We start from the raw sequence: 22598 nt of genomic DNA, 5'->3' as shown, positions 1-22598 counted from the left end.
GGTATACGACCTTCCATTGTCCAGCGATACCGCAAGTTTAGGTGTAGAATCTAAGGCATGCAGGGGTTTTGAGCCTGCGAATCTTTCAACAGATCAAAGACGATCTTTCAGGAGTGAGAACACCGTGTACACGATCGAGATGGCCTACGCCCGTATGCGCGAGCTTCAGGACCTGGCCAACCGCTCGCGTGCCCACCAGACCGCCTCCGCCTCGAAGCGCGCCCCGAAGAAGGCCGCGAAGAAGCGCTAACCGGCACGGGGAACCCCCGGAGCTCCTCCTCCGAGTTCCCCCCGCCACCGGCGGTACAGCCCGTGCGGCACCCCTGCCGCGTCGAGCACCCGCCCGGCGACGAAGTCCACCAGATCCTGGATGTGCGTCGCCCCCGCGTAGAACGCCGGAGAGGCGGGCAGCACCACGGCGCCCGCCTCGTCCAGCGCCACCATCTGCTTCAGCGTCTGACCGCTCAGCGGGGTCTCCCGCACCGCGACGACCAGCGGACGCCGCTCCTTGAGCGTCACGCTCGCCACCCGCTGCAAGAGGTCCTTCGACAGACCCAGCGCCACTCCCGCCACCGCGGCGGTCGAGGCCGGCACGATCAGCATCCCCTTCGCCGGGTACGACCCCGAGGACGGACCCGCCGCCAGGTCGCCGGCCGCCCAGTACCGCACGTCGCTCACGTCCACGTCGCCGTACGCGTCCGGCTTCCCGTCCGCGCCCCGGGCCAGCCACGCCGCCAGGTCCTCGCGCCAGTGCGCGTCCCGGAAACCGATCCCCGTCTCGTCGAGCAGCGTCAGCCGCGAGGCCCGCGAGACGATCAGGTCGACGCTCTCCCCCGCCGCGAGCAGCCCCCGCAGCACGGAAGCCGCGTACGGCGTCCCCGACGCCCCGGAAACCCCCACGATCCACGGGGTGCGCTTGCCGTCGTCCATGGCGCCGAGCCTAGAGGGTGAGCCCTCGGACCAGCAGGTCGAGGAGGGCGCAGACGAAGAGGCTGATGCCGATGAACCCGTTCGTCGTGAAGAACGCCCGGTTGAGCCGGGACAGGTCGTGCGGCTTCACGATGGAGTGCTCGTAGCAGAAGGCCGCGACCACGATCACCAGGCCGATCCAGAAGAACAGGCCCGCGTCCGTGGCCAGCGCGTACCAGACCAGCAACCCCGTGGTGACGACGGCGGAGGCGCGGGCGCCCCACAGCGCCGCCGGGACGCCGAAGCGGGCCGGCACCGACATCACGCCGTGCGCCCGGTCCGCCTGCACGTCCTGGCAGGCGAAGATCAGGTCGAAGCCGCCGATCCAGACGCCCACCGCGAGACCGAGGATCACCGCGTCCCACGACCACGCGCCGGTCACCGCGAGCCAGGCGCCGATGGGCCCCATGGCCTGCGCGAGGCCGAGGATCGCGTGCGGGAAGTTCGTGAACCGCTTGCCGTACGGGTAGACCACCATCGGGACGACGGCCAGCGGCGCGAGCGCCAGGCAGAGCGGGTTGAGCAGCGCGGCCGCGCCGAGGAAGACGACGACCGCGATCCCCGCCCCGGTCCACGCGGACCGCACCGACACCGCGCCCGTCACCAGCTCGCGCTGGGCGGTGCGCGGATTGCGCGCGTCGATCTCGCGGTCGATGATCCGGTTGCAGGCCATGGCGAAGGTCCGCAGCCCGACCATGCAGACGGTGACGAGGAGGAGCGTCCACCAGTCGATCGTGCGGTCGAGCCGGAACATCGCGGTGAGCGAGGCGATGTAGGCGAAGGGCAGCGCGAAGACCGAGTGCTCGATCATCACGAGCCGCAGGAAGGCCTTCGTGCGCCCCGGCTGCGCGCCCGGAACGGCGGCCGTCGCCATCACAGCCCGTACTCCTTCCAGCGGCGGTCCACCAGGGCCGCCGTCGCCGGGTCCGACTCCACCATGTCCGGCCAGCCGCCGTCCCGGGTGTAGCCCTCCTCCGGCAGCTTCCTGGTGGCGTCGATGCCCGCCTTGCCGCCCCAGAACTGCTGGTAGGAGGCGTGGTCGAGGTGGTCGACCGGACCCTCGACCACGGTCAGGTCGCGGGCGTAGTCGGTGTTCCCGAGCGCCCGCCAGGACACCTCGTGCAGGTCGTGCACGTCGCAGTCCTTGTCGACCACGACGATCAGCTTGGTCAGCGACATCATGTGGGCGCCCCAGATGGCGTGCATGACCTTCTGCGCGTGCTTCGGGTACTTCTTGTCGATCGAGACGATCGCGCAGTTGTGGAAGCCGCCCGACTCCGGCAGGTGGTAGTCGACGATGTCCGGCACGATGATCTTGAGGAGCGGCAGGAAGAAGCGCTCCGTCGCCCGGCCCAGCGGGCCGTCCTCCGTCGGCGGCCGGCCGACCACGATCGACTGGAGCAGCGGGCGCTTCCGCATGGTGACGCAGTCGATCTTCAGCGCGGGGAACGGCTCCTGCGGGGTGTAGAAGCCGGTGTGGTCGCCGAAGGGGCCCTCCGGCAGCATCTCGCCCGGCTCCAGCCAGCCCTCGATGACGACCTCGGCGTTCGCCGGGACCTGGAGCGGCACGGTCTTGCAGTCGACCATCTCGATCCGCTTGCCCTGCACGAAGCCGGCGAAGAGGTACTCGTCGATGTCGCCGGGGAGCGGGGCGGTGGAGGCGTACGTGACGGCCGGCGGGCAGCCGAAGGCGATCGCGACCGGCAGCCGCTCACCGCGCTCGGCGGCGACCGCGTAGTGGTTCCGGCTGTCCTTGTGGATCTGCCAGTGCATGCCGATGGTGCGCTTGTCGTGGCGCTGGAGCCGGTAGAGCCCCAGGTTCCGCACGCCGGTCTCGGGGTGCTTGGTGTGGGTGAGGCCCAGGTTGAAGAAGGAGCCGCCGTCCTTGGGCCAGGTGAAGAGCGCCGGGAGCCGGTCGAGGTCGACGTCGTCGCCGGTCAGGACGACCTCCTGCACGGGCGCGTCGGAGGACTTCACCTTCTTCGGCGGCACGTGGACCATCGAGCCCAGCTTGCCGAAGGCCTCCCGGACGCCGACGAAACCGTGCGGGAGCTCGGGCTTGAGCAGCCCGCCGATCTTCTCGCTGATCTCCTCGTAGGACTTCAGGCCGAGTGCCTTGAGGAGCCGCCGGTCCGTGCCGAACACGTTCATCGCGAGCGGCATGGCGGAGCCCTTCACGTTCTCGAAGAGAAGCGCGGGCCCTCCTGCCTTGTTCACCCGGTCGACGATCTCCCCGACCTCCAGGTACGGGTCGACTTCGGCCTTGATGCGCTTGAGGTCGCCTTCACGCTCCAGGGCCCTGAGCAGCGAGCGGAGATCGTCGTAAGCCATACGGGCAAGTATCGGTCACCGGCTACGCTGGAGTTGTCACCGGGGCCGACTCGACGCGCCCCCGCCACCTCTTCCAGGGGGCTGCTCCACATGCTTCGGGCGTTGCTGTTCATCCTGCCGCTGGCGCTGACGATCTATGCCTTCATCGACTGCCTGAACACCCCCGAGGACGAGGTCAAGCACCTGCCGAAGGTGGTCTGGGTGATCATCATCCTGCTGTTCTGGTTCGTCGGCCCGATCGTGTGGATCTTCGCGGGCAAGGCCCGGCGGACCACGGCGGCCGGCGGGCGGGGAGGGCGCGGCGGCAGGGGCGGCTGGGTGGCGCCGGACGACAACCCCGAGTTCCTGAAGTCCCTCTCCGACGAGAAGGCGGCGGAGAAGAAGGAGCGCGACGACGCCCTGTTCGAGGACTGGGAGGCGGACCTGCGCCGCCGCGAGGACGAGCTGAGGCGCCGCGAAGAGGGCGACGGGGAGAAGGACGCGTGAGCCGCGCGCCCTCCCGGCCGGGGACGCCCGCCTGATGGAGCTGCGCCTCCTCGCGACCTTCGAGAAGGTCGCCGAAGTCCTCTCCTTCACCCGCGCCGCCGCCGAGCTCGGCTACGCCCAGTCCAGTGTGACCTCGCAGGTCAAGGCGTTGGAGACGGCCCTCGGCACGGAACTGTTCGAGCGGCTCGGCGGCCGCATCCGGCTGACCGCGGCCGGTGAGCGGCTGCTGCCGTACGCGCGTCGCATGGCCGACCTCGCCGAGGAGGCGCGGGCGGCGGTCGCCGCCGGGGAGGCCGCGGGGACGATCACCATCGGGACGATGGAGTCGCTCACCACCTACCGGCTCCCGCCGCTCCTGGAGTACGTCCACCACCGGCACCCGGCCGTCCGGCTGTCCCTGCGGCCCACCCTCGGCGACGCGGCCCGGCAGGCGCTGCGCCGGGGCACGTACGACCTGGGTTTCCTCATGGAGGCGGAGACCGAGCACGAGGGCCTGGAGACGGAGGTCCTGGCGCCGGAGCCGCTGGTCCTGGTGGCCGCTCCGGGCCACGCCCTCGCGGGCCGTACGGGACTGGCCCCGGCCGATCTCGCGGGCACCGCGCTGGTGGGCACCGAGCCGGGCTGCGCGTACCGCGACCTCTTCGAGGCGGAGCTCGCGGGTGCGGGCGGGGCGCGGCCGGAGTTCCTGGAGTTCGGGACGATCGAGGCGAGCAAGCGGGCGGTGGCGTCCGGGCTCGGGATCGCCCTGCTGCCCCGGATCACCGTCCAGGAGGAGCTGGCGTCCGGGGTGCTGGTGGCGCTCGGCTGGGAGCCGCCGTTCACCCTCTTCACGCAGCTCGCGTGGCGGCGGGGGAAGCGGCTTCCGGCACACGTGCGGCTGTTCGTGGAGCAGGCGCGGCGGCTCGCGCGAGAGTGACCTTCAGGCTGGCGAGGACGATCAGCGGGACGCCGAGCGCCTGGACGAGCCCGATGTGGTGCCCGTACACCGCCCAGTCGACGACCATCGCGACCGCCGGGTAGGTGAAGGCGAGCACGGCGATCTTCGGAGTGGGCAGCTTGGCGTAGGCGGCGTACATGAGGACGTACATGAGTCCGGTGTGGACGAGGCCCAGCCCGGCCAGCCACCACCACCCGGCGCCGAGTCCGGCGACCGCCCCGAAGTCGGCGAACGGCAGCAGCAGCGGCACGCCGGCCACCACCTGCACGAGGGCGACGAGATGCGGTCGTACGCCGGTGATCCGCTTGGTCACGAAGGTGGCGAGGGCGTACAGCACGGCGGCGGCCAGCGCGTACCCGAGCCCCGTGAGGGAGGCGGTGTCCCCCGGGCGCACGCCGGAGACGAGGACCAGCCCGGCGAAGGCGACGGCGAGCCACCCCACCTTCCCGGCGGGGATCCGCTCCCGCAGGAAGAGGGCGCTGAGCAGCACGAGGAAGAACGGCTGCGTGTGGTAGACGACGGTGGCCAGCGAGATGGACGAGGCGGCGTAGGCCTCGAAGAGGAACACCCAGTTGAAGACGATGAACACGCCGCCGAGGACGGCGAGTCCGAAGGACCGCGCGGTGAAGCCGTGCCCGGTGAGGTGGCCCCGGGCCAGGCTGTACAGGCCGAGGGCGACCGCGCCGAAGAGGCACCGGAAGAACACCACCTCGAAGGGCGAGGCACCCGACTCCACGACGAAGACGCCGAGGGTGCCCGACAGCACCATGGCGAGGGTCAGTTCGAGGGTTCCCCTGGCTTCGTTCCCGGTCTCGTTTCTCATGCCGTCGACGCTACGAACGGCGGTGGGACCCGGTCCACGGTCCGCTGGGGCGTCCTTCCGATGGGCCCCATCGGAAAACTCGATGGGCGCAGGCGGAATGCCCGCGCGCGACGGCTAGTTGGCAGGGGTAGAGACCCCGGCCGCCCCGCCCGTGCGCGCCCACGAACCAGGAGCACCCATGTCCCCCGACGCGACCCCCGCCGCCGACCGCTCGTTCCTCTTCGTCCTCGGCAGCTCCCGCGCCGACGGCAACTCCGAGATCCTGGCCCGTGAGGCCGCCGCCCACCTGCCCGCCGGCACCCCGCAGCGCTGGGTCGACCTGAACGCCCTCGACCTCCCGGACTTCCAGGACGGCCGCCACGAGACCGCCGCCCACCGGATGGGCGAGGTCGAGGCGGACCTGTGGCAGGCCACCCGGGAGGCCACGGACGTCGTCATCGTCTCCCCCCTGTACTGGTACACCCTTTCCGCCCAGACCAAGCGCTACCTGGACTACTGGTCCGGCTGGCTGAACCTCCCGGACTCCGACTTCAAGCAGCGCATGGCGGGCGGCACCCTGTGGGGCGTCACGGCCCTGTCCCACGAACACCACGTCGTCGCGGACGGCCTCACCACCGCCCTCCACAACTCCGCCGCCTACCTCCGCATGCGCTTCGGCGGCGTCCTCCTCGGCACCGCCTCCCGCCCCGGCCGCGTCCGCGCCGACGAACAGGCCCTCATCCGCGCGAAGACCTTCTTCGCGACCGAGGCGCAGCCGGCCCTGTTCGCGTACGAGGAGGCCACGGCCTGATCACTCCGGGCCCGGCCCGTCGGAAGCGGTCGCCGCCTCCTGCGCGGCCATGACCTCGTCCCCGTGCTCGAAACCCCACGCGCCGACCGCGTCGATGGGCGCCAGCAGGGTCCGTCCCAGCGGGGTGAGCCGGTACTCGACGCGGGGCGGCGCGCCCGGGTACGCCTGCCGGTCGACCAGCCCGTTGAACTGGAGCCGGCGCAGGGTCTCGGTGAGGACCTTGGAGCTGATGCCCCCGATCCGCTCGCGGAGTTCGACGGGCCGTCCGGGGCCGTCGCGCAGGGCCCAGAGCACCACGGCGTTCCAGGTGTGGGAGAGCAGGTCGAAGGCCAGGCGGGCCCGGCAGTCCGCGAGAAAGGCGTCGGTGGTCACGTACCGAATGGTGCCCGAGCGGCCTTCTAGCTTCGGTGTGAACGGACGAAGCAGGTCGGGTACGGAGAGGAACCGCGTGATGAGGATCGGCGTACTGGGCACGGGCAGCATGGCCGACGCGCTCGCCACCCACTGGGTGCGGGCCGGGCACGAGGTGGTGATCGGGGGACGCGACGCGCAGAAGGCAGAGCGGCTGGCACGGCGCGTCGGAGGCGGCGCGCGGCCGGCGAGCCTTCGGGCGGCGGCCGCGTCCGGCGAGGTGGTACTGGCCGCGCTGCCCTTCGGGGCGGGAGCGGAGGTCGTGCGGGAGCTGCGCGCGGCGCTGGAGGGCAAGGCGCTGGTCGACTGCTCCAACCCGGTCGGGCCGGGCTTCCGGCTGCTGACCGAGGCAGGCCCCTCGGCCGCGGAGCGCCTGGCCGCGGCGGCGCCGGGGGCCCACGTCGTCAAGGCCTTCAACCTCTGCCACGAGGACGTGTGGCGCATGCGCCCGCCCGTCTTCGACGGGCGTCCCCTCTCCGTTCCGGTCTGCGGGGACGACGACGCGTCCCTCGCGCGCGTGCACGCGCTGGTCCGCGACGCGGGCTGCCTTCCCGTCTCCGGCGGCGGCCTCGAACGCGCCGGACTCCTGGAGGCGACCGCCGCGCTGTTCATCGCCCTGTGGGTCGGGGAGGGCGCGGACGCCCAGGCGATCGCTCCCCCGCTGGCGTACGCGACCGGAGACCCGGACCACCGGGCCTCCTGAGCCGGCACGGGGCGCGGCTCGACGCGATCGCCACGGACCGACGACACTTCGGCAACAGTCCCGAAAAGGCGTTCCCGTTCCCTCCTGTTCCCAACACGCCGTCGTTATCCTGGAGTTCACTGCGACGGGGGTGGCGGGTGGACAGAGAGCTGTACGGCCGCGAGGCGGTCCTGGATCCTCGCGGACTGGCGGCGCGGCTCGTCGGGCTCGGACCGTACGGCCAGGGGCGGGTGCCCTTCGAGCACGGCGACGACCCACCCGTCACCGTCTTCACCGGCGGGCGCGGCATGGGCAAGTCCGTGCTGCTCAAGGAGGTCCGCAACCGCTACCGCGACGTCACCCCGCTCGCCCTCCTCGACTGCGCCCGCGTCGAGGAACCGGCCGACCACGGGGCCGGCTGGTCGCCGGTGACGGGCGCGCTGGCGGAGCTCTCCGTACAGCTGGGGCGGAAGACCGACGCCGTCAGGGCCGTACCGTTCCCGCGGCTGGCGCTCGGGCTCGTCGCCGTCGCCTCGGTCGGCTGGACCCGGGAGGACGACGAGCGGGCCCGCCGCGACCTGTTACGCCTCGGGCCGCTGCTCGCCACCGTCGACGCCGGGCGCGCGGCCGCCGCCGCCTGGGTCGGCCGGGTGCTCGCCAAGCTCGCCGGCACCGCCGCCGAGGCCGGCGCGCCCTTCGCCGGGCTGGTCGCCGAGGCCACCGTCGAGACGGTCGTCGAGGAGTTCTTCAACCGCTTCAAGAAGGCCCCCGAGGAGTGGTTCGGCGGCTACCGCAACGCGGGCGGGCGGGGCCGCGCCGGACTCCAGCAGCTCGCCGTCGACTTCGCGCAGGGCGGGCCGCGCCGCGAGGAGGCCGAGGCCTTCCTCGTCCTCACCCTCACCGAGGACCTGCTCCGCGCCTACACCGGGCTGCGCCGCGGCAGCCGCGTCGGCCGGCCCCTGATCCTCCTCGACAACGCCCACGAGCGGGTGGGCCGCTCCCTGGTCGAACCGATTCTGCGGGCCCGTTCCGACGGCCGCCGCGACCACACCGTCGTCCTCGCCGCGTCCCGGCTGCGCGAGCACGAGGCACTGCGCCACGCCACCCGCCTGCGGCTGCCCGAGACCGCCCACCAGGCGCCCTGCCCGCGCACCGGACGGGTCGGCTCCGGCCTCCTCGCCGTCGAGCTGACCCCGCTCACCCCCACCCAGACCCGCGCCGCCTTCGACCGCCACGACCCGGTCGGCACCGCTCCCGCCACGCTCTCCCGGGCCGTCCACCGGCTCACCGGCGGCCGTCCGCTCGGCGTCGACCTGCTGGCCCGCGCCGCCGGCGAGACCCCGGCCGCCGACCGCGCCCGCCTCACCCCCGGCGCGCTCCTCGACCGGACGGTGGAGCTCCGGGAGGACGCGGCGCCCGTGCCCGTCGCCCCCGCCCTCCTCGACGCCCTGCTGCCGGTGCCCCGACCGGGGCCGTACGCGGTCCTCGCCGCCGCCCACGACGAGGACTCGGCCCGCCGCCTGGCCCAGGCCCGGCTCGCCGCCGAGTCCCTCGACGGCGACGTCGCCCTCCGCGTCCGCGACCGGCTCCGCGCCGAGCACTGGACCGAGCACCCCGGCCACTTCGTCGGCGACCCGCTGCTGCGCTCCCTGCTGCTGCACCGGCTCCGCTTCGAGGACGCCGACGCTCCGCAGTACTCCGCCTGGCGGGCCGTCCACGAGACCCTCCGCCGCCACTACGGGCCCCAGCCGGGGCCGCACCGGCTCCACCACGACCTGGCGCTCGGCGACACCGCCGAGGCCGTCGCCCACCTCCGGCTCACCTTCCCCGGCCCCGACGTCCTCGGCTGGCTCGGCCTGCTGCGGTTCGTGGCCGCCGCCCCCTACCCGCGCGAGCGGAGCCGCACCGGCCCCGACCCGCGCCGGGCCGTCGCCCTCGGCCAGGAGGCCGACCCGGCGCTGCCCGACGGGCTCGGCCCCGACGCCGCCGAACTGCACCTCTCCGTACGGCGGCTGCTGCACGCCGTATGGCTGCTCACCGATCCGCTCGCGCTGCCCGACGAGGAGGTCGCCGACCGGCTCGCGTACGAGCTGCGCCGGCTCTCCGGCCGTCACCTCACCGGCAGCGGTCCACTGTGGGACGCGGCCGGACACTGGCCGCGTGACATCCGCGCCTGGCGGGAGCTGTCGCTGCCGCCGGGGCGCGAGGACGGAGTCTGACGCGATGTTCGACCGGTTGCGCCGCCGCTTCTTCTGGACGCCCCGGCAGAAACTCCTCACCGTGCTCCTCGCGACCGCCCTCGTCGCCGGCCTCGGCGGCTGGGGCCTGGTGCGGATCCTCCAGCCGGAGGACCGTTCCTGCGCCGCAGGCGTGGAGCGGCCCTCCGGCAGCGGGGAGTGCGTCGGCGTGAACGGGGACGGCCACTCCTTCGGCGTCCCCGCCCTCGCCGCGATCACCGGAGCCATCGGGCGCGAGAACGCCACCCTCGCGGCCGGCGAGTACGCCACCGTCGCCGTCCTGCTCCCGATCACCGCCACCGACCCCGGCACCCGGGAGAAGATCCTCCGCGAACTCCAGGGCGCGTACGCCTACCAGTACCGCGCCAACCACGAGTCCAACAGCGAGACCCCCAAGATCCGGCTCGTCCTCGCCAACACCGGCAACAAGAACGCCCACTGGCGCACCGTCGTCGACCGGCTCGTCGCCATGACCGGCGCCCCGGACCGGCTCCGCGCCGTCTCCGGCGTCGCCACCTCCTCCGCCGAGGTGCGCGAGGCGGTCACCGCCCTCACCGGCGCGGGCATCGCCGTCGTCGGCACCACCATCACCGCCGACGACCTCGCCAACGGCCCCGGCCGCGACCGCTTCCCCGGCCTCGCCCGGGTCTCCCCCACCAACAGCGACGAGGCGCGGGCCCTCGCCGACTTCGGCAGGGTCGACGCGGCCCGCGCGATCCTCGTCCAGGACTCCCGCACCGGCGACCACTACATCGACACCCTCCGGACCGCCTTCGCCGAGTCCCTCAAGGGCGCCCCGTACGAGCCGCAGCTCTACACCTCGCCGAAGGACAACACCGAGGAGGGCACCACCGCCAACACCTTCCGCCAGATCACCCACCTGATCTGCGACACCCGCGCCGAGACCGTCTTCTTCGCCGGCCGCCACACCCAGCTGCGCCAGTTCATCAACGCGCTCGGCTCCCGCGGCTGCGCCGACCGCGCCTTCACCGTCCTGACCGGCGACGAGGGCTCGTACCTCGGCGCCGACGAGAAGCTGAACCGCGCCGCCCTCGGCAAGAAGCTGACCGTCCGGTACGCCGCGCTCGCCCACCCCGACGCCTGGAAGCCCGCCCCGGGCCGGCCGGTGCCGACGACCGGCGGCTCGGTCGTCGCCTTCGAGACCTTCCTGACCGACATCGCCCGCGCCGACCCCAAGCCGATACCGCTCAGGGACGGGCAGGCGATCATCGCCTACGACGCGATGGCGACGGCCGTCCACGCCATCCGCCAGGCCACCCCGGCGAACGCCCCCTACCCCGAGCTCGCCGACGTCGGCACCCAGTGGCCGCAGGTCAAGGGCTCGCTGCGGGTGCAGGGCGCGAGCGGCTGGATCTGCCTCGACAACCACGGCAACCCGTACAACAAGGCCGTCCCCATCGTGGAGCTCGCCCCCGACGGCACCCAGCGCTTCGTCCAGACCGCCTGGCCCGAGGGAGAACCCCCGACGACCTCGTGCCTCCCCCCGAAGCGGGGGTGATCCCGCGTCCGCCCGGCCGTATCCGCGCATGAGTCCGCGGCCGGCCGGGCAAGCGGTCGTCCAGAGAGCCCCTCCGGGGCGGGCGAGGCGACGGGACGAGGTGGGACGTGGCGCGCGGCGGAACGGGACGGGGCCGGGAGGACGGCGCGGCGGCACGGCTCCGCCGGGATCCCTTCGTCGTGCAGACCGTACGGTCCACGGCGGCGGCCACCCTCAGCTACGTCGTCGCGCTCCGGCTCAGCAGCGAGCCGGTGCCCCTCACCGCGCCCCTCACCGCCCTCCTGGTCGTCCAGGTCACGCTGTACTCCACCCTCACCACCAGCCTCCGGCGGGTGAACTCCGTCGTCGTCGGCGTCCTCATCGCCATCGCGTTCAGCGTCGTCGTCGGCCTGTCCTGGTGGAGCCTCGCCCTGGTGATCCTGGCCTCGCTGCTCGTCGGCCGGCTCGTGCGGGTCGAGGAGTTCATCCCCGAGGTCGCGATCAGCGCCATGCTCGTCCTCGGCGTCACCCAGGTCTCCGACACCGCCTGGGACCGGGTCCTGGAGACCCTCATCGGCGCCGTCGTCGGCATGCTCTTCAACCTGTTCCTCGCCCCGCCCGTCTGGGTCGACACCGCGGGCGAGTCCATCGAGGACCTCGCCCGGCGCATGCGCCTGCTGCTCCTGGACGTGGCGGAGGAGTTCACCGGCGCGCCGCCCGTCGAGCGGGCCGCCGCCCGGCTCCACGAGGCCCGCCGCCTCGACAACGACGTCGCCGACGTCGACGCGGCCCTGCGCACCGCCGAGGACAGCCTGCGGCTCAACCCCCGCGTCAAGGAGGGCCTGCTCCACCGGGTGGTGCTCCGCACCGGCCTCGACACCCTGGAGATCAGCGCCGTCGTCCTGCGGGTCCTCGCCCGCACCCTCACCGACCTGGCGAAACACCGCGACGGGGAGGCACTGCTGCCGGACCGGGTCGCCCTCGCCGTCCGGGAGACCGCCCAGTACACCGCCGACTCCCTGGTCAGCTTCGCGGTCCTCGTCACCGCCCGCGGCAGCGAGGCCGCCGAGGCGGCGGAGAGCCGCCTCGCGGGCGAGCTGCGGGCGGCCAGGGCCTGCCGGGACGACGCGGCCGACCGGCTCCTCGCCCTCGCCCTCGCCGACCCCGGCTCCTGGCAGCTGTACGGGGCGATGCTCGCCGAGATCGACCGGATCCTCGACGAGCTCGACCCCGAGCACCGGGGCCGGAGGCTGATGGAGGAGCTGGACCGGCAGGCCGCCGAGCGGCGCGCCCGCCTCACCCGCCTCACCCGCCGCGACCGCCTGCGCCTGCGCCGCACCCGCGCCGACGGCTGACCGGACGGGGAGGGACCGCGCCGACGACCACCGGACGCGCGGAGAGGCATTCGACGCAACGACGAGAGGAGAACCATGAGCGCGCCGTCTTCCGCGGGCGCCGGGACGGGAACGGTGACCACGGCCGTACCGGCCCGGCTGGACCGCCTTCCCTGGTCCCGCTGGCACTGGATGATCGTCATCGGCCTGGGGACCGTCTGGATCCTCGACGGCCTCGAGGTCACCATCGTCGGCAACGTCGCCGGCCGGCTGGCCGAGGAGGGCAGCGGCCTCGACATCACGGCCGCCCAGGTCACCGGGGTGGCCGCCGCGCTGTACGTGGCGGGCGCCTGCTCGGGCGCGTTGTTCTTCGGGTGGCTGACCGACCGCTACGGCCGCAAGAAACTCTTCATGATCACCCTGGTGGTGTACCTCGGCGCCACGGCGATGACGGCGCTGTCCTTCGAGTCCTGGTGGTTCTTCCTCTTCCGCTTCCTCACCGGCTTCGGCATCGGCGGCGAGTACGCGGCCATCAACTCCGCGATCGACGAGCTGATCCCGTCCCTCTACCGGGGACGCGTCGACCTGATCATCAACGGCAGCTACTGGCTGGGCGCCGTCGGCGGGGCCCTGCTGTCGGTGGTCATGCTCGACACCGACATCTTCCCGCAGGACCTCGGCTGGCGGCTCAGCTTCGCCCTCGGCGTCGTCCTCGGCCTCGTCATCCTGCTGGTGCGCCGGCACGTACCGGAGAGTCCACGCTGGCAGTTCATCCACGGGCACGGCGAGGAGGCCGAGAAGCTGGTCTCCTCCGTCGAGCGGGAGATCGAGGCGGAGAAGGGCGCGGCGCTGCCGCCGCCGGCCGGCGAGATCACCATCCACCAGCGCAAGAGCATCGGCTTCGGCACGATCGCGAAGACCGTCTTCGGCCGCTACCCCCGCCGCGCCGTCCTCGGCCTGTCGCTCTTCATCGGCCAGGCGTTCCTGTACAACGCGATCACCTTCGGCTTCGGCTCGATCCTCATCACCTTCTTCGACGTGCCGACCGGCAGCACCGGCTACTACTTCGCGGTGATCGCGGCGGGCAACTTCCTGGGGCCGCTGCTGCTCGGCCGGCTCTTCGACACCGTCGGCCGCCGGATCATGATCTCGGGCACGTACCTGCTCTCGGGCCTGCTGCTCTTCGGCACGGCGTGGCTCTTCGACCGGGGTTCGCTGTCGGCGACGACCCTGACGGCCTGCTGGTGCGTGGTGCTGTTCTTCGCCTCGGCCGGGGCGTCCAGCGCCTATCTGACCGTCTCCGAGATCTTCCCCATGGAGACCCGCGCCATGGCCATCGCCTTCTTCTACGCCCTCGGCACGGCGGCCGGCGGCATCAGCGGCCCGCTGATCTTCGCCAAGCTGACGGAGTCGGGGGTGGTCGGCGACACGGTGCTCGCCTTCCAGATCGGGGCGGGCCTGATGTGCGCGGCGGGCCTGGTGGCGGCCTTCCTCGCGGTGAACGCGGAGCGCCGCTCGCTGGAGGACATCGCCGAACCGCTCTCGGCGGTCCGGCCGGACGGGAGCTCCTGAGGAAAGAACCTAGGGCACCCACTTGGGCCAGCGTGCGGTGTCCTGGGCGTACAGCTCGCGCAGCTCGTTCCAGCGCTCGGTCGTCCACTGCCGCCAGTCCGTCGGGTGGCCGTCCAGCGCGTCCCCGAGCCGTTCGAAGTGGTCGTGCCAGCCGGCCAGGCAGTCGAGGAGCAGGTCCCGGTCGCCGCGGATCTCGTTGGTGAAACGCAGGACGGTCGACGCTCCGCCGGCGTCCGGTTCCAGATGGAACCGGATCCGTCCGTGCGGGGCGCCGACCGTGTACTCGGCGACGTGGTCCGGGTCCCAGGCGGTCACCCGCCCGGAGACCTCGGTCTCGCCGTTCAGCCAGCGGAGGGTGACCTCCCCGCCCAGCCTCGGCTCCAGCGGGTCGGCCGCGCAGAGCCAGGAGGGCAGCCCCTCCGGAGAGGCGACCTTCTCCCACACCACCGCCTGCGGGTGCGGGAGCTCGACCACGTACCGCAGCAGGTGCGTGTCGCCGTCATGGGTCTCGCTCCTGCCCCTGGGTATCTCGCTCATACCTCCAGCGTGGCCCCGCGCCGGGGCCGGTGCCAGCTCAGACGCCCGCGTACGAGTGCTTGCTGCTGACGAAGATGTTCACGCCGTAGTAGTTGAACAGGAAGCAGGCGAAGGCGATGAGCGCGATGTACGCGGCCTTGCGGCCCTTCCAGCCGGCCGTGGCCCTGGCGTGCAGGTAGGCGGCGTAGCCGACCCACGTGATGAAGGACCAGACCTCCTTGGCGTCCCAGCCCCAGTAGCGGCCCCACGCGTCACCGGCCCAGATGGCGCCCGCGATGATCGTGAAGGTCCAGAGCGGGAAGATCGCGGCGTTGACCCGGTACGAGAACTTGTCGAGGGAGGCGGCGGAGGGCAGCCGCTCCAGGACGGAGCGAGCGAAGCCGCTCGGCGTGCCGCCGCTCGCGAGCTTGTTCTCGTACGAGTCGCGGAAGAGGTACAGCAGGGTGGCGACGGCGCCGAGGTAGAAGACGGCGCCGCAGAAGATCGCGGTGGAGACGTGGATCCACAGCCAGTACGAGTCGAGCGCCGGGACCAGCTGGTCGCTCTCGGTGTACAGCCAGGTGGTCGCCACGCCCAGGTCGAGCAGGACCGTCGTGACCAGCGGGAGGCCGATCCAGCGGACGTTCTTCCCGGCGAGCAGGAACGCCAGGTACACGCCGACCGCCACCGTGGAGAAGGTGGTGGAGAACTCGTACATGTTGCCCCAGGGGGCACGCTGCACGGAGATCGCGCGGGTGACCACGCCGGCCGCCTCCAGGGCGAAGGCGAGGACGGTCAGCGAGATCGCGATCCGGCCGTACAGGTCGCCCTTGACGGTGCCGCCGGCCGCGCCGGGGCCGTCGGGGACGTCACGGGCGCCGGCGGCGGCCCGGGTGACCACCTTCGGCCGGTCCAGGACGGTGGTGCCACCGGCCCCCTTGACCTGCACGGACACGGCGGCGGCCGGAGCCTGCTTCTGCTCCGTCAGCGCGGCGGCGGTACGGCCGACCTTGCTGCGGCTGCCGAACACCCACTCGGCGATGTGGGCGAGGAAGGCCAGGGTGTAGACGGCCATCGAGGAGTAGACGAGCGTGTTGCTCATCTGCGCCAGGCTCTCGTTGGTCTCGGCGGCGAGGATCACTTCTCGACCCCTTCTGATGCTTCGGCTTCTGCTTCGGCGGCTTCGGGTGCGGCGGACTCCGGATCGGCGGACTCCGGTGCTGCGGGCTCCGGATCGGCGGGTACCGGATCGGCGGGTTCGGGCGCCGGGGGCGCCGTGGCGGTGAGCGCGACCGCGAGCTCGGCGAGCTCCTCGGGCAGCTTGGCGGACTCGCTGCGGCCGAGGCCCGCCATCTCGACGACGGTCGTGCCGTCCTCGCCGCGGACGGCGCGGACCCAGACCCGGCGCCGCTGGATGAAGAGCGAGCCGGTGAGTCCGGCGATCGCGGCGACCGCGCCGGCGAGGGCGAGGCCGTTGCCCGGCTGCTGGGAGACCTGGAAGCTCGCCCACTCCTTGATCTCCTTCTCGAAGGTGATCGAGCCGGCGCCGTCGGGCAGCGTCATGGTCTCGCCGGGCCGCATCCGCTGGGCGACGCCGGTGCCTCCCTCGACCGTGAACTGGGTCATCTTGGAGGTGTCGAGCTGGTACACGTTCTGCGGCAGGCCCGAGTTGACCCGCAGGTCGCCGTGGTAGCCGGTGAGGGCCATCACGGGAAAGTCCAGCGCGGGGAACTGGGAGAACATGGAGCCCTGCCCCGCGCCCGCGAAGGTCGGCACGAAGAAGGCCTTGAAGCCGAGCTGCTCCGGCTTGCCGTTCTTGTCGCGGTAGCCGTCCATCACCTTGATCGCGCCGGTGGAGGTGATGTTGTTGTCGATCGGCAGCAGCGGGACCGCGCCGCGGTAGACGACCTTGCCCTTGCCGTCCTTGACGGTGACGACCGGGGCGTAACCGTGGGCGATCAGATAGACCTTGGAGTCGCCGATCTTCAGCGGCTCGTTGACGCGGATGACCGCCTTGTCGTCCTTGCCGTCGCCCCGCGTGTAGGTGACGGCCGCCTCGAAGGTGCGGGGGGTGCCGCGCTGCGGGCCGCTCTTCTCGTACGTCCCGGTGAAGCTGTCCAGGGTGAAGCTGAACGGTTCGAGCTCGTCGACGCCGAACTGGGAGCCGGCCTTGAAGTCGTCGTACTGGGTGAGCGTGTTGGAGAAGCCGTCGCCCTCGACGACCAGCTTGCCGCCCTCGGACTTGAAGAGCTGGCCCCACGCGAAGGCCACCAGCATCACGATCAGCGCGAGGTGGAAGAGGAGGTTGCCGGCCTCCCGGAGGTAGCCCTTCTCGGCCGCGACCGCGTCACCGGCCGTGCGGGCCCGGAAGCGGCGGCCCTTGAGGACGCCGAGGGCGGCAGCGCGGACCTCCTCGGGGTCCGCCTCGGTGCGCCAGGTGGTGTACGCGGGAAGGCGGGTGAGGCGCTTGGGGGCGCCCGGCGGCAGTCCGCGGAGCTGGCCGACGAACTGCCAGGTGCGCGGGACGATGCAGCCGATGAGGGAGACGAAGAGCAGGATGTAGATCGCGGAGAACCACACCGAGCTGTAGACGTCGAAGAGCTGGAGCTTCTCGTACAGCGGCGTGAGGGTCTCGTGCGCCTGCTTGAAGTCGGCGACCTTCATCTCGTCCGCGCTGGTCTGCGGGATGAGGGAGCCGGGGACGGCGCCGAGGGAGAGCAGGAAGAGCAGGATCAGCGCCACCCGCATCGAGGTGAGCTGGCGCCAGAACCAGCGGATCCAGCCGACGACCCCGAGGGTGGGGCCGCCGATCGGCTCTTCGCGGGGGGCGGTGGAGAGGTCCGCGCCCGCCGCGTCGTCACCGGTCGCCCGGTCCGGGTCCGCGGTGTCGGTCGCGTCCGTCGTGTCTGTCTTGCTCATGGATCAGATTCCCACCGTGAAACCGCTGGACCAGCCCTGCATCGTGGAGACCATGCTGTCCCAGACGCCTGTGAGGAGGAGGACACCGGTGACGATCATCATGCCGCCGCCGATCCGCATGACCCATACGTAGTGCTTCTTGACCCAGCCGAACGCGCCGAGCGCCTTGCGGAAGGCGATGGCGGCGAGGACGAACGGGACGCCGAGGCCGAGGCAGTACGCGAGGGCCAGTATGGCCCCGCGGCCGGCGCTGGCCTGTTCGAGGGCGAGCGCGTTGACCGAGGCGAGGGTCGGGCCGATGCACGGGGTCCAGCCGATGCCGAAGAGCGCGCCGAGGACCGGGGCGCCGACGAGGCCGGCGACGGGCTTCCGGTGGAAGCGGAACTCCCGCTGGGTGAACCACGGCATCAGCCCGGCGAAGAAGAGCCCCATGAGGATCATGAAGACGCCGAGGATCGTGCTCAGCGTGGAGCTGTACTCCTGGAGCGTGGCGCCGAAGTAGCCGAAGAGGGCGCCGCCGGAGACGAAGACGGCGGTGAAGCCGAGGACGAAGAGGAGGGCGCCCGCGGTCATCCGGCCGCGGCGGCTGTCGGCGAGGTCGGTGCCGGAGACGCCGGTGACGTACGACAGGTAGCCGGGGACGAGCGGGAGCACGCACGGCGAGAAGAAGGAGACCAGGCCGGCCAGGAGGGCGACGGGGACGGCGAGCAGGAGGGCTCCGCTGGTGACGGTCTCGTTCACCGGCTCACTTCTCCTTGAGGAGCGGGTCGATCATGGACCGCAGCTTGGTCTCGTCGACGGCCATGAGCGCGCGGGCGGCGATCTTTCCCTCCTTGTCGAGCACGACGGTGGAGGGGATGCCCTTGGGGCTGAGGGTGCCCTTGGGGAAGCCGAAGAGAATCAGCTTGCCGTCCCGGTCGTAGAGGCTCGGGTAGGGGATCTTGTACTCGTCCTCGAAGGCGAGCGCCTGCTGCTTGTTGGCGTCGCGGGTGTTGAGGCCGACGAAGGCGACGTCCTCGCCCTTCAGGTCCTCGGCGGCCTTGGCGAAGTGCGGGGCCTCGGCGCGGCAGGGGCCGCACCAGGAGCCCCACACGTTGAGGACGACGACCTTGCCCTTGAGGTCGGCGACGTCGAGCTTCTCGCCTTCCAGGGTCTCGCCGGCGATCTCGTTGATCCCGGAGCGCTCGCCCTTGGCGACGGTGGAGATGCCGCCCTTGCTGGTGACGAAGTTGGTGTTGCCGCCACCGGAGGTGCCGTTGTCGTCGCCACCGCAGGCGGAGAGCACCAGGGCGGCGGACAGCGCGCCGACGGCGGCGAGGGCGCGTCGGGGGGCAGGACGGAGGCCACGGCTAAGGCTCATGTGAAAAGTTTCGCATGGGCGTTTGGGGGATCTTGGGCGCCCCCCTACGTGCCCGTAACGCCCCTTGTCAAGATCGCCTAAGCGGCTTTGAGGTAGGAGCTCCAGCCGCCGGCCGGCTTCCGGCCCACTTCGAGGGTACGCAGCCGGGCCAGGATCGCCGGGTCCTGGACGTCCATCCAGTCGGTGAACTGGCGGAACGACACCAGCCGGACGTCCTTCTTCCCGGCCATCGCCTTGAGCGCGTCCTCGACGGCGTCCATGTAGATGCCGCCGTTCCACTGCTCGAAGTGGTTGCCGACGAAGAAGGGGGCGCGGTTGGTCTCGTACGCGCGCGTGAAGCCGGCGATCAGCGCGTCGGTGGCCTGCTTGCGCCAGCCCGGGTAGCGGGAGGGCATGCCCTTGGTCGAGTTCTTCGACTGGTTGGCGAGGATGTTGTAGTCCATGGAGAGGACCTCGAAGGAGTGCCCGGGGAAGGGCACGGCCTGGAGCGGGAAGTCCCAGACGCCCTGGCGCTTGACGGGCCAGACCTGGCGGCCGCCGGGCGAGCTGGCGTCGTAGCGCCAGCCGAGGCGCTTGGCGGTGGGCAGCAGGTTGTCCTGGCCGAGGAGGCAGGGGGTGCGGCCGCCGACGAGTTCCTTGGAGTAGTCGAAGGGCAGCGGGTCGAGGTCGGTCCAGCCGCTGTTGGTCTTCCACTCGGTGACGAACTTCACGGCCTGGTCGATCTCGCTCTGCCACTGCGCCGGGGTCCAGTTGCCGACGGAGCCGGAGCCGCCGCAGAAGTGCCCGTTGAAGTGGGTGCCGATCTCGTGACCGTCGAGCCAGGCCTGGCGGACGTTCTTGAGGGTGTCCTTGATGTGCTCGTCGGTGAGGTAGCCGATGTCGGAGGCGCCGACCCGGTTGTTCGGCGGGCGGTAGAGGTTCTTCTTGGACTCGGGCAGCAGGTAGATGCCGGAGAGGAAGAAGGTCATGGCCGCGTCGTGGTTGCGGGCCAGTTCGAGGAAGCGGGGGAAGAGGCCGTTGCCGACCTCGCCGGCGCCGTCCCAGGAGAAGACCACGAACTGCGGCGGGGTCTGGCCGGGTTCGAGCGGGACGGGGGCGTCCGGCTGGTGGGGCTGCTTGCCGGTGTCGGCGGTGGAGCCGTCGCCGATGAGCCGGACGTCGTCCTTGGTGGGGGCGGGGGTGGTGGCGTCGCCGCCGGCCGCGGGGGAACCGCCCTTGTCCGGTCCGGAACTTCCCCGGCCGCCCTGGCCCTTGTCGCTGCATCCGGCGACCCCGAGCGCGGCCGCCGCTCCGACACCCGCTCCGAGAAGACCCCTTCGACTGATCCCGCGCATGTCATCCCCATTCGCGCTGTTGTGTGACCGAAACATCATCCAAACCGACAATGAGTGAGATGCAGGGAGGAACACGGAGGTTCCGGTCACTCGCACAAAAATTTCAGGGCGACCGGAGAGGAACCTCTCTCCGGTCGCCCTGACGATGTCGCCTCGACCCTGCCGTTTTGACGGTGGCCCGTCAAGCGATCCCGGGGGGTGCGGGCGCTACGCCCCGAAGGCCTTCTGGCTGCCCTTCACCGGCTTGGCACCCGCGCGCAGGTGCACCGGCACCAGATCGATCGCCGGCTCGCTGTACCCGACCGAGACGATCTTGTCGCCCTTGTACGTGAACGAGGTCAGCGAGGCCAGCGTGCACTGCCGGCGCCGCGGGTCGTGCCACAGCCGGCGCCGCTCCACGAAGGACCGCACGATCCAGATCGGCAGCTGGTGGCTGACCAGCACCGCCTCGTGCCCCCGGGCCGCGTCCTTCGCCGCGTCCAGCGCCGCCATCATCCGCACGACCTGCTCGATGTACGGCTCGCCCCAGGACGGCTGGAACGGGTTGGTGAGGTGCCTCCAGTTCGCCGGGCGGCGCAGGGCGCCGTCCCCGACGCCGAAGGTCTTGCCCTCGAAGACGTTCGCCGCCTCGATCAGCCGCTCGTCGGTGACCAGGTCCAGACCGTGCGACTTGGCGATCGGCGTGGCCGTCTCCTGCGCCCGCTCCAGCGGGGAGGCGACGACACGGGTGATGTCCCGCTCGGCCAGCGACTCGGCCACCCGGTCGGCCATCCGCCGGCCCAGCTCGGAGAGGTGGTAGCCGGCCCGGCGCCCGTACAGCACGCCGTCCGGGTTGTGCACCTCGCCGTGGCGCATGAGGTGGACGACGGTGATGTCCTCCGGCCCCTTCACGTCCTCGCTCGCGCTCATGCCGTGGCCTCCGCGGCGGCACGGGCCGCGGCGGGCAGCGCGGCGGCGATCCGCTCGATCGCGCGCTCGTCGTGCGCGGCGGAGACGAACCAGGACTCGAAGGCCGACGGCGGCAGGTAGACGCCGTCCGCGAGCATCGAGTGGAAGAAGGCGTTGAAGCGGAAGGCCTCCTGCCGCTTCGCCTCGTCGTAGTTCCGGACCTCGTCGGCGGTGAAGAAGACCGAGAACATGTTGGAGGCCGTCTGCAGCCGGTGCGCCACGCCCTCCTTGGCGAGCGCGCCGGTGACCAGGCCCTGGATCTCCCGGGAGACCGCGTTCACCGTCTCGTACGCGGCCTCGTCGAGCAGCCGCAGCTGCGCGAGCCCGGCGGCGGTGGCGACCGGGTTACCGGAGAGCGTGCCCGCCTGGTAGACCGGGCCGGCCGGGGCGAGGTGCGCCATGACGTCGGCGCGGCCCCCGAAGGCCGCGGCCGGGAAGCCGCCGCCCATGACCTTGCCGAAGGTCAGCAGGTCGGCCTTGACGCCGTCCACGCCGTACCAGCCGGCGCGGCTGGTACGGAAGCCGGTCATGACCTCGTCGGAGATGTACAGCGCGCCGTTCTCCCGGCACAGGTCCGCGAGCCCCTGGTTGAAGCCGGGCAGCGGCGGGACGACGCCCATGTTGCCGGGCGAGGCCTCGGTGATCACACAGGCGATCTCGCCCGGGTGCGCGGCGAACGCGGCCCGCACGGCCTCCAGGTCGTTGTACGGCAGCACGATCGTGTCACCGGCCTGCGCACCGGTCACGCCGGGCGTGTCGGGCAGCCCCAGGGTCGCGACGCCGGAGCCCGCGGCGGCGAGGAGCGCGTCCACGTGCCCGTGGTAGCAGCCCGCGAACTTGACGACCTTCGCGCGCCCGGTGAACCCGCGGGCGAGCCGGATCGCGGACATCGTCGCCTCGGTGCCGGAGGAGACGAGGCGCACCTGCTCCACCGGCTCCACCCGGGCCACGATCTCCTCGGCGAGCGCCACCTCGCCCTCACCGGGCGTGCCGAAGGAGGTGCCGCGGGCCACCGCGGCCTGCACGGCGGCGGTCACCTCGGGGTGCGCGTGGCCGAGAATCATCGGTCCCCACGAGCAGACGAGATCGACGTACTCGCGACCGTCCGCATCCGTGAGGTACGGACCGGTGCCGGACACCATGAACCGGGGCGTACCGCCCACAGCCCGGAAGGCCCGCACCGGTGAGTTCACGCCCCCGGGCGTCACAAGGGACGCGCGGTCGAAAAGCGTCTGTGAGACTGGGGCTTCGTATGAATACGACACAACGATCCTGACCTGCGAGTACGACGTCTGGTACGGAGGGACGGTGTGGGCACCCTGTGCGTCACGCCGGGGCGACCTGCCGCCGCGTCTGCGAAACTGTGGCGGCAGGGACCTCATGGGGTTGGCTCACGGGAACCATGGTGTCAGAGGCGGCGGCGTTTCTTGCGGACAGGTGTTTCACCGCAG

General features: G+C 71.9%; 22 protein-coding genes. 9 read left to right on the top strand and 13 right to left on the bottom strand.

From position 1 onward, the window contains the following. Positions 1 to 124 precede the first annotated feature (124 nt). A complete protein-coding gene (locus tag ACFZCF_RS30340; protein WP_267883599.1) occupies positions 125 to 250 on the top strand; it encodes a hypothetical protein in 126 nt (41 codons plus the stop codon). On the opposite strand, the gene ACFZCF_RS30335 is transcribed toward ACFZCF_RS30340, so the two are convergent. The 3 genes from ACFZCF_RS30335 to ACFZCF_RS30325 are packed head-to-tail and all read right to left on the bottom strand — an operon-like array spanning position 247 to position 3300. Further along, positions 247 to 930 (bottom strand): UbiX family flavin prenyltransferase, encoded by a 684-nt coding sequence (locus ACFZCF_RS30335; protein ID WP_388449664.1) that lies wholly within the window; start codon positions 928 to 930, stop codon positions 247 to 249. The genes ACFZCF_RS30340 and ACFZCF_RS30335 overlap by 4 nt on opposite strands. Before the next feature lie 10 nt (positions 931 to 940). After that, positions 941 to 1843 (bottom strand): menaquinone biosynthesis prenyltransferase MqnP, encoded by a 903-nt coding sequence (gene mqnP / locus ACFZCF_RS30330; RefSeq protein WP_388449665.1) that lies wholly within the window; start codon positions 1841 to 1843, stop codon positions 941 to 943. Beyond that, positions 1843 to 3300, bottom strand: coding sequence for a menaquinone biosynthesis decarboxylase (locus ACFZCF_RS30325; RefSeq protein ID WP_388449666.1), 1458 nt, complete (start codon positions 3298 to 3300; stop codon positions 1843 to 1845). The genes mqnP and ACFZCF_RS30325 overlap by 1 nt, the downstream gene beginning before the upstream one ends. Before the next feature lie 90 nt (positions 3301 to 3390). Here ACFZCF_RS30325 and ACFZCF_RS30320 point away from each other — a divergent pair, with 90 nt between their 5' ends. After that, positions 3391 to 3786, top strand: coding sequence for a PLD nuclease N-terminal domain-containing protein (locus ACFZCF_RS30320; RefSeq protein WP_388449667.1), 396 nt, complete (start codon positions 3391 to 3393; stop codon positions 3784 to 3786). Positions 3787 to 3820: 34 nt separating this feature from the next. After that, positions 3821 to 4702: a LysR substrate-binding domain-containing protein gene (locus tag ACFZCF_RS30315; protein WP_391290224.1), complete on the top strand. Its 882-nt coding sequence runs from the start codon at positions 3821 to 3823 to the stop codon at positions 4700 to 4702. Here the strand turns inward: ACFZCF_RS30315 and ACFZCF_RS30310 are convergent. After that, positions 4614 to 5546, bottom strand: coding sequence for an EamA family transporter (locus ACFZCF_RS30310; RefSeq protein ID WP_391290222.1), 933 nt, complete (start codon positions 5544 to 5546; stop codon positions 4614 to 4616). The genes ACFZCF_RS30315 and ACFZCF_RS30310 overlap by 89 nt on opposite strands. A 178-nt stretch (positions 5547 to 5724) precedes the next feature. On the opposite strand from ACFZCF_RS30310, the gene ACFZCF_RS30305 reads away from it, so the two are divergent. Next, positions 5725 to 6336, top strand: coding sequence for an NAD(P)H-dependent oxidoreductase (locus tag ACFZCF_RS30305; protein WP_391290220.1), 612 nt, complete (start codon positions 5725 to 5727; stop codon positions 6334 to 6336). Here the strand turns inward: ACFZCF_RS30305 and ACFZCF_RS30300 are convergent, their stop codons facing one another. Further along, positions 6337 to 6708, bottom strand: a complete 372-nt coding sequence (locus ACFZCF_RS30300; protein ID WP_388449671.1) for a winged helix-turn-helix transcriptional regulator — start codon at positions 6706 to 6708, stop codon at positions 6337 to 6339. Positions 6709 to 6787: 79 nt separating this feature from the next. Between ACFZCF_RS30300 and ACFZCF_RS30295 the strand changes: the two genes are divergently transcribed. From ACFZCF_RS30295 to ACFZCF_RS30275, 5 genes are all read left to right on the top strand, one after another. Then, positions 6788 to 7450, top strand: a complete 663-nt coding sequence (locus ACFZCF_RS30295) for an NAD(P)-binding domain-containing protein (RefSeq protein ID WP_391290218.1) — start codon at positions 6788 to 6790, stop codon at positions 7448 to 7450. A gap of 137 nt (positions 7451 to 7587) precedes the next feature. Next, positions 7588 to 9648: a hypothetical protein gene (locus tag ACFZCF_RS30290; protein WP_388449673.1), complete on the top strand. Its 2061-nt coding sequence runs from the start codon at positions 7588 to 7590 to the stop codon at positions 9646 to 9648. A gap of 4 nt (positions 9649 to 9652) precedes the next feature. Continuing rightward, positions 9653 to 11185 (top strand): ABC transporter substrate-binding protein, encoded by a 1533-nt coding sequence (locus ACFZCF_RS30285; protein ID WP_388449674.1) that lies wholly within the window; start codon positions 9653 to 9655, stop codon positions 11183 to 11185. Positions 11186 to 11364: 179 nt separating this feature from the next. Further along, positions 11365 to 12519, top strand: coding sequence for an aromatic acid exporter family protein (locus ACFZCF_RS30280; protein WP_388449675.1), 1155 nt, complete (start codon positions 11365 to 11367; stop codon positions 12517 to 12519). Between the two features lie 75 nt (positions 12520 to 12594). After that, positions 12595 to 14070 (top strand): MFS transporter, encoded by a 1476-nt coding sequence (locus tag ACFZCF_RS30275; protein WP_388449676.1) that lies wholly within the window; start codon positions 12595 to 12597, stop codon positions 14068 to 14070. Positions 14071 to 14079: 9 nt separating this feature from the next. Here the strand turns inward: ACFZCF_RS30275 and ACFZCF_RS30270 are convergent, their stop codons facing one another. From ACFZCF_RS30270 to hemL, 8 genes are all read right to left on the bottom strand, one after another. Further along, a complete protein-coding gene (locus tag ACFZCF_RS30270) occupies positions 14080 to 14607 on the bottom strand; it encodes an SRPBCC domain-containing protein (RefSeq protein ID WP_388449677.1) in 528 nt (175 codons plus the stop codon). 37 nt (positions 14608 to 14644) lie between these two features. Next, entirely contained in the window at positions 14645 to 15727 is a 1083-nt protein-coding gene (gene ccsB / locus ACFZCF_RS30265) for a c-type cytochrome biogenesis protein CcsB (protein ID WP_388449678.1), read from the bottom strand. Then, on the bottom strand, positions 15724 to 17505 hold the full coding sequence (locus ACFZCF_RS30260) for a cytochrome c biogenesis protein ResB (protein ID WP_388449679.1): 1782 nt from the start codon (positions 17503 to 17505) through the stop codon (positions 15724 to 15726). The genes ccsB and ACFZCF_RS30260 overlap by 4 nt, the downstream gene beginning before the upstream one ends. A gap of 3 nt (positions 17506 to 17508) precedes the next feature. Beyond that, a complete protein-coding gene (locus ACFZCF_RS30255) occupies positions 17509 to 18246 on the bottom strand; it encodes a cytochrome c biogenesis CcdA family protein (protein ID WP_189952102.1) in 738 nt (245 codons plus the stop codon). Positions 18247 to 18250: 4 nt separating this feature from the next. Next, on the bottom strand, positions 18251 to 18865 hold the full coding sequence (locus tag ACFZCF_RS30250) for a TlpA family protein disulfide reductase (protein WP_382798934.1): 615 nt from the start codon (positions 18863 to 18865) through the stop codon (positions 18251 to 18253). Between the two features lie 77 nt (positions 18866 to 18942). Next, a complete protein-coding gene (locus tag ACFZCF_RS30245) occupies positions 18943 to 20199 on the bottom strand; it encodes a hypothetical protein (protein WP_391290213.1) in 1257 nt (418 codons plus the stop codon). Positions 20200 to 20406: 207 nt separating this feature from the next. Further along, on the bottom strand, positions 20407 to 21108 hold the full coding sequence (locus tag ACFZCF_RS30240; protein WP_388449681.1) for a histidine phosphatase family protein: 702 nt from the start codon (positions 21106 to 21108) through the stop codon (positions 20407 to 20409). Continuing rightward, positions 21105 to 22520, bottom strand: coding sequence for a glutamate-1-semialdehyde 2,1-aminomutase (hemL, locus tag ACFZCF_RS30235; RefSeq protein WP_388449716.1), 1416 nt, complete (start codon positions 22518 to 22520; stop codon positions 21105 to 21107). The genes ACFZCF_RS30240 and hemL overlap by 4 nt, the downstream gene beginning before the upstream one ends. Between the last annotated feature and the right edge of the window lie 78 nt (positions 22521 to 22598).

It is taken from the genome of Streptomyces sp. NPDC007945, assembly GCF_042958885.1.
Taxonomy (GTDB): domain Bacteria; phylum Actinomycetota; class Actinomycetes; order Streptomycetales; family Streptomycetaceae; genus Streptomyces.
Note: the sequence above shows the minus strand (reverse complement) of the source record. Positions and strands in the feature narration are given on the sequence as shown.

What these genes read in the sequence shown, in the direction of transcription:
- ACFZCF_RS30295 (WP_391290218.1), top strand. Translation starts at nt 6,788, where the DNA reads ATGAGGATCGGCGTACTGGGCACGGGCAGCATGGCCGACGCGCTCGCC.
- ACFZCF_RS30270 (WP_388449677.1), bottom strand. Translation starts at nt 14,607, where the DNA reads ATGAGCGAGATACCCAGGGGCAGGAGCGAGACCCATGACGGCGACACG.
- ACFZCF_RS30250 (WP_382798934.1), bottom strand. Translation starts at nt 18,865, where the DNA reads ATGAGCCTTAGCCGTGGCCTCCGTCCTGCCCCCCGACGCGCCCTCGCC.
- ACFZCF_RS30260 (WP_388449679.1), bottom strand. Translation starts at nt 17,505, where the DNA reads ATGAGCAAGACAGACACGACGGACGCGACCGACACCGCGGACCCGGAC.
- ACFZCF_RS30285 (WP_388449674.1), top strand. Translation starts at nt 9,653, where the DNA reads ATGTTCGACCGGTTGCGCCGCCGCTTCTTCTGGACGCCCCGGCAGAAA.
- ACFZCF_RS30320 (WP_388449667.1), top strand. Translation starts at nt 3,391, where the DNA reads ATGCTTCGGGCGTTGCTGTTCATCCTGCCGCTGGCGCTGACGATCTAT.
- ACFZCF_RS30305 (WP_391290220.1), top strand. Translation starts at nt 5,725, where the DNA reads ATGTCCCCCGACGCGACCCCCGCCGCCGACCGCTCGTTCCTCTTCGTC.
- ACFZCF_RS30310 (WP_391290222.1), bottom strand. Translation starts at nt 5,546, where the DNA reads ATGAGAAACGAGACCGGGAACGAAGCCAGGGGAACCCTCGAACTGACC.
- mqnP (WP_388449665.1), bottom strand. Translation starts at nt 1,843, where the DNA reads ATGGCGACGGCCGCCGTTCCGGGCGCGCAGCCGGGGCGCACGAAGGCC.
- ACFZCF_RS30335 (WP_388449664.1), bottom strand. Translation starts at nt 930, where the DNA reads ATGGACGACGGCAAGCGCACCCCGTGGATCGTGGGGGTTTCCGGGGCG.
- ACFZCF_RS30275 (WP_388449676.1), top strand. Translation starts at nt 12,595, where the DNA reads ATGAGCGCGCCGTCTTCCGCGGGCGCCGGGACGGGAACGGTGACCACG.
- ACFZCF_RS30315 (WP_391290224.1), top strand. Translation starts at nt 3,821, where the DNA reads ATGGAGCTGCGCCTCCTCGCGACCTTCGAGAAGGTCGCCGAAGTCCTC.
- ACFZCF_RS30325 (WP_388449666.1), bottom strand. Translation starts at nt 3,300, where the DNA reads ATGGCTTACGACGATCTCCGCTCGCTGCTCAGGGCCCTGGAGCGTGAA.
- ACFZCF_RS30240 (WP_388449681.1), bottom strand. Translation starts at nt 21,108, where the DNA reads ATGAGCGCGAGCGAGGACGTGAAGGGGCCGGAGGACATCACCGTCGTC.
- ACFZCF_RS30245 (WP_391290213.1), bottom strand. Translation starts at nt 20,199, where the DNA reads ATGCGCGGGATCAGTCGAAGGGGTCTTCTCGGAGCGGGTGTCGGAGCG.